Source organism: Desulfurellaceae bacterium (assembly GCA_021296095.1).
In the GTDB taxonomy this organism is placed as follows: Bacteria; Desulfobacterota; Binatia; order Bin18; family Bin18; genus JAAXHF01.
The window spans coordinates 1-4,216 of the sequence record JAGWBB010000145.1 but is presented as its reverse complement, the minus strand read 5'-3'; the positions used below and the strand labels follow the sequence as shown (position 1 = coordinate 4,216).

The 4,216-nt window shown below is 64.0% G+C and carries 6 protein-coding genes; 3 read left to right on the top strand and 3 right to left on the bottom strand.

Annotated features, from left to right (window positions below; genetic code table 11):
- Both J4F42_21590 and J4F42_21585 read right to left on the bottom strand, forming a co-directional pair.
- Window positions 1-406 (bottom strand): type II toxin-antitoxin system HicB family antitoxin (locus tag J4F42_21590; protein MCE2488116.1); only part of this gene is annotated, 406 nt, incomplete at its 3' end.
- Window positions 406-627: a type II toxin-antitoxin system HicA family toxin gene (locus tag J4F42_21585; GenBank protein ID MCE2488115.1), complete on the bottom strand. Its 222-nt coding sequence runs from the start codon at window positions 625-627 to the stop codon at window positions 406-408. The genes J4F42_21590 and J4F42_21585, both read right to left, overlap by 1 nt.
- 119 nt (window positions 628-746) lie before the next feature.
- Here J4F42_21585 and J4F42_21580 point away from each other — a divergent pair, with 119 nt between their 5' ends.
- The 3 genes from J4F42_21580 to J4F42_21570 are packed head-to-tail and all read left to right on the top strand — an operon-like array spanning window position 747 to window position 4,012.
- Window positions 747-1,769 carry a phosphotransferase gene (locus J4F42_21580; GenBank protein MCE2488114.1) on the top strand — a complete coding sequence of 341 codons (1,023 nt, stop codon included), beginning with the start codon at window positions 747-749 and terminating at the stop codon, window positions 1,767-1,769.
- Window positions 1,762-3,060, top strand: a complete 1,299-nt coding sequence (gene eno / locus J4F42_21575) for a phosphopyruvate hydratase (protein ID MCE2488113.1) — start codon at window positions 1,762-1,764, stop codon at window positions 3,058-3,060. The genes J4F42_21580 and eno overlap by 8 nt, the downstream gene beginning before the upstream one ends.
- A 7-nt stretch (window positions 3,061-3,067) precedes the next feature.
- Complete coding sequence (locus J4F42_21570) at window positions 3,068-4,012, top strand: hypothetical protein (GenBank protein ID MCE2488112.1); 945 nt, start codon at window positions 3,068-3,070, stop codon at window positions 4,010-4,012.
- A 67-nt stretch (window positions 4,013-4,079) separates the two neighbouring features.
- On the opposite strand, the gene J4F42_21565 is transcribed toward J4F42_21570, so the two are convergent.
- The coding region (locus J4F42_21565) for a hypothetical protein (GenBank protein ID MCE2488111.1) at window positions 4,080-4,216 on the bottom strand (137 nt) is incomplete at its 5' end.

Below are 4,216 nucleotides of genomic sequence, written 5' to 3'. Positions count from 1 at the left end.
CTGAAGCCCTAACGTACAGGCGCCGGCCTATAGCGCCCATTGCCGCATCCAGCTGATCCATGCGCGAGTTGTGCTGCACGTCCAATACCCGATCCACCTGTGGGAGGTGCCAGCCGAGGCGACGCGCCAGCTCTGCCTTGCCGATGCCCTGCTCCCGCATGCCCTGATACAGCATCACCTTGACGGCGGTGAGCGTAGGCAGCACCGCGACATCCCGTCCTTGTGAAGGGGGCGGAATATCCCGGCCGTCGTGGATGCGAGCCGCTATCGCTTCCTCCAGCGCGTCGGCCGCCCGTGCGAGTGCCTCGTCTCTGTCAATGCCAAACGTCGTGAGTTCCGGGAAGTCCGGGGACGTAGCGAGCAGGGTGCCATCGTCGTCTTCGAGTACAATAGGATAGGTCAGCATCAGTCCAACTCCAGGTCTTTCTTGATCTTGGTTACCAGCCCTCGGCCCAATTCCTTGCTGCCGCCGTGCAGGGGCAGCTGAGTCGTGCGGTCTCCGAGTCGAACTGTGACATGACCACTGCCTCCCTTGTGCGTATGAAACGTGCAGCCTCGTCTCCTGAGCCAGCGCCGGAACTCGTTGGCGTTCATATAGTATAGATTGCACAACAGCAGTGTTGACATCAACAGAAGTGTTGCGTGACTGCCGAGTTCAGGAGACGACGGACGGCCCCCTCATCCGCGGCGCTCTTGTCTTGGCCAAAGAATTCGGTCACAGTCCATCCGTCACACGAGGGGCCGCTATGAGGGATGCCATCTCGCCACACGATCTCCGTCAGGCGCTGGTCCGCATGGGGCTGCTCAAAGCAGGCGTTCGGCCCGCCTTGCAGCCGCTGAGCGGCGGGGTCTCGTCCGATATCGTCCGAGTCGATCTTGCTGACGGACCGATCTGCGTCAAGCGTGCTCTGCCTCAGCTGCGGGTTGCGGCAAGCTGGCGGGCGCCGGTGGAACGCAATACGTTTGAGGTTGAATGGATTCGGACTGCGGCCCGTTTTGTCCCTCACGGTGTCCCCCAGATTCTCGGCGTGGATCGAGAGGCCGGTCTGTTTGCGATGGGCTATTTTGATCCCCGGGCGTATCCGGTGTGGAAGCTGCAGCTGCGCGACGGCGTTATCGAACCCGAGACGGCTCGGGCCGTGGCCAGGTGTCTGGTGTGTATACATGCCGGCACCGCAAATGATGCGCAACTCGCCACTCGCTTTGCCACCGACCATATTTTTCATCCGATCCGATTGGAGCCCTACCTGTTGGCCACGGCTGAGCAACACGCCGATTGTGCCGAGGTGTTGAGAGACGTGATCGAGACGACGGTGGCCAACAAGCGGGTGCTGGTCCACGGTGATGTGAGTCCAAAGAATATCCTGGTCGGACCCCACGGCCCGGTGCTGCTCGATGCGGAGTGTGCCTGGTACGGCGATCCGGCCTTTGATCTCAGCTTTTGTCTGAACCACTTGCTGCTCAAGTGTGTGTGGCGACCACACTGGAGCGAGCGTTACCTGACCTGTTTTGACAGCCTGGCCGACACCTATCTGGCCGGGGTCAGCTGGGAATCCGCAGCCGCGGTCGAGGCCCGAGCGGTCCGTCTGCTGCCGGGGCTCTTGCTGGGGCGCATTGATGGCCGCTCACCGGTTGAGTACATCACTGCCGAGGCCGACCGCCGTCGTGTCCGCACGCTTGCCAAGCGTCTCCTGCTGCGCCCGGTCGCGAATCTGGCCGCTTTGCGGAATATCTGGTCGCAGGCAATGGACGGGAGAGCGCATGACTGAGACCAGGATCAGTGCGGTGACCGGCCGACGGGTGTGGGATTCGCGCGGCCGTCCCACGGTCGAGGCCGAGGTCCGTCTGACCGGCGGCGCGATTGGTCGGGCGATTGCTCCGGCTGGGGCTTCGCGCGGGAGCCATGAGGCTACCGATCTGCGCGACGGTGGGCCCCTGCTGGGCGGTCTGGGAGTCGAGCAGGCCGTACACAATCTGCGCGGTGCCATAGGCCAACAGCTTCTGGGGCTGGATGCGAGCGATCAGGCCGGTGTGGACGCGGCTCTGATTGCTCTGGACGGAACGCCCAATAAAAAACGTCTCGGCGCCAACGCCCTGATTGCCGTTTCCATGGCGGTTCTGCACGCGGCCGCTCAGGCTGCCGGCCTGCCCCTGTGGCGGTATGTGTCTGGGGGGAAGCCGGTCCGGCTGCCGCTGCCGGAGATTCAGATTTTTGGCGGTGGGGCGCACGCCGGTCGCAGGACCGATATTCAAGACTTCATGATTATGCCTGTTGGGGCGACCAGCTTTGACCAAGCCCTGGTCATGACCGCCGAGGTCTACCACGCGGCGGGACGACTGATGGCGGCCGATGACCGTCTGGCCGGGGTGGCTGACGAGGGCGGCTGGTGGCCGCTGTTTGCCTCAAACGAGGAAGCCTTGAGTTGTCTTGTGCGGGCCATTGAAGCCGCAGGCTACATCCCTGGCGAGCAGGTGGCGATTGCCCTTGACGTGGCCGCCTCGGAGTTCGGTTCGACCGCCGGTTATGCATTAGGTCTGGAACACCGCCGTCTTGATACCGATGGCCTGATTGAGCTGCTGCTAGGCTGGATTGAGCGTTATCCGATTGTCGCTGTCGAAGACCCGCTGGCTGAGGATGATCATGACGGCATGCGACGTTTTACGGCTGCGGTCGGCGACCGGGTTCAGGTCATTGGCGACGACTATCTGGTCACCGACGCCCGGCGTATCGCTCAGGCGGCCGAGCGGGGGAGCTGTAATGCGGCGCTGATCAAGCCGAATCAGGTCGGCACGATTACGGAGACACAGGCGGCGCTTGAGGCGGCCAAGGCGGCCGGCTGGAGGACGATTGTCTCGGCCCGTTCTGGAGAGAGCGAAGACGTGACGATTGTCCACCTCGCCACCGGCTGGGACGCCGGGCAACTCAAGGTCGGGTCCATCGCCCGCACCGAGCGGACGGCAAAGTGGAACGAGGCGCTCCGTATTGAGGAAGCCTTGGGATCAGCGGCCCGCTTTGCCGGCCGGAGCGTCTTGTCGGCCGCCGGTCGTGGCCTCGTATGACGGAGTCATGAAGGCGGTCCTGCACTACCGGAGCAGCCCCGGCTTTCGGGACCTGATTGCCCGTCGGGCACCTGACTGGCTTGAGATTGTTGTGGTGGAGGAGACCGATACCGGGACATTTGCTGCGGCCATGGGCGACGCCGAGGTGCTGTTCCACGTGCTGCAACCGGTGACCGCAGCGGTCATCCGCGCCGCGCCGTGCCTGCGGCTGATTCAAAAGATCGGGGTTGGCGTGAATACCATAGACCTGGCGGCCGCCCAACAGCGCGGGATCGCGGTGGCCAATATGCCGGGGACCAATACGCCGGCGGTGGCTGAGATGACGCTCCTGCTGATGCTTGCGGCGCTCCGTCGGGTGACCGCTTTTGACACGGCAACGCGGCAGGGGAGGGGCTGGCAACCCGAGCTGACAAGCCTTGATGCCGTGGGTGAGATCGCCGGGCGGACGGTCGGACTGGTCGGCTATGGAGCGGTGGCGTCACGGCTGGCCGAGGTGCTCAAAGCTCTTGGCGCCACGCTGCTCTACACCGCTCGGCAGCCCAAGGCCGGAGCCGTAGCCAAATGGTGCTCCTTGTCCGAGCTACTGCGACAGTCCGATATCGTCTCTCTGCACCTGCCCCTGACAGCACAGAGCGCAAACCTGATGAACGTCGAGACTTTCGGCCTGATGAAGCCGGGCAGTATTTTCATCAATACAGCCCGGGGCGGTCTGGTGGACGAGGCCGCCCTCCTCGATGCGCTGCGCTCGGGCAGGCTGCGAGCGGCCGGGCTCGACGTGTTTGCCACCGAGCCGGTGGAAGCCGACAACCCACTCCTGGCCCTTGAGCAGGTCGTTGTTACCCCCCATATTGCCTGGCTCACTCCTCAGACTCTGGAGCGCAGTCTTGCTGTCGGCCTTGAGAACTGCCGCCGTTTGCGTGATGGAGAACCCATCTTGCACCGCGTTGCATGAGTAACAGAGGGCGGGCGGGCCGGGGCTCGTGATCGAGGCGTCCGTGCCTCAAGGCCGGGCCAGCCTGCTAAAGCTGCATGCGCTCTGCATACCAGCGGTGGAACTGCCACGTCGTTTTCTCGAGGGGCGAGAGCCAGGTGGGGGAGGCGCCCCGGGACGCCCAGCCTTGCTGGACGGCGATGGAGGCGTCCGTGTCCTCTCGCT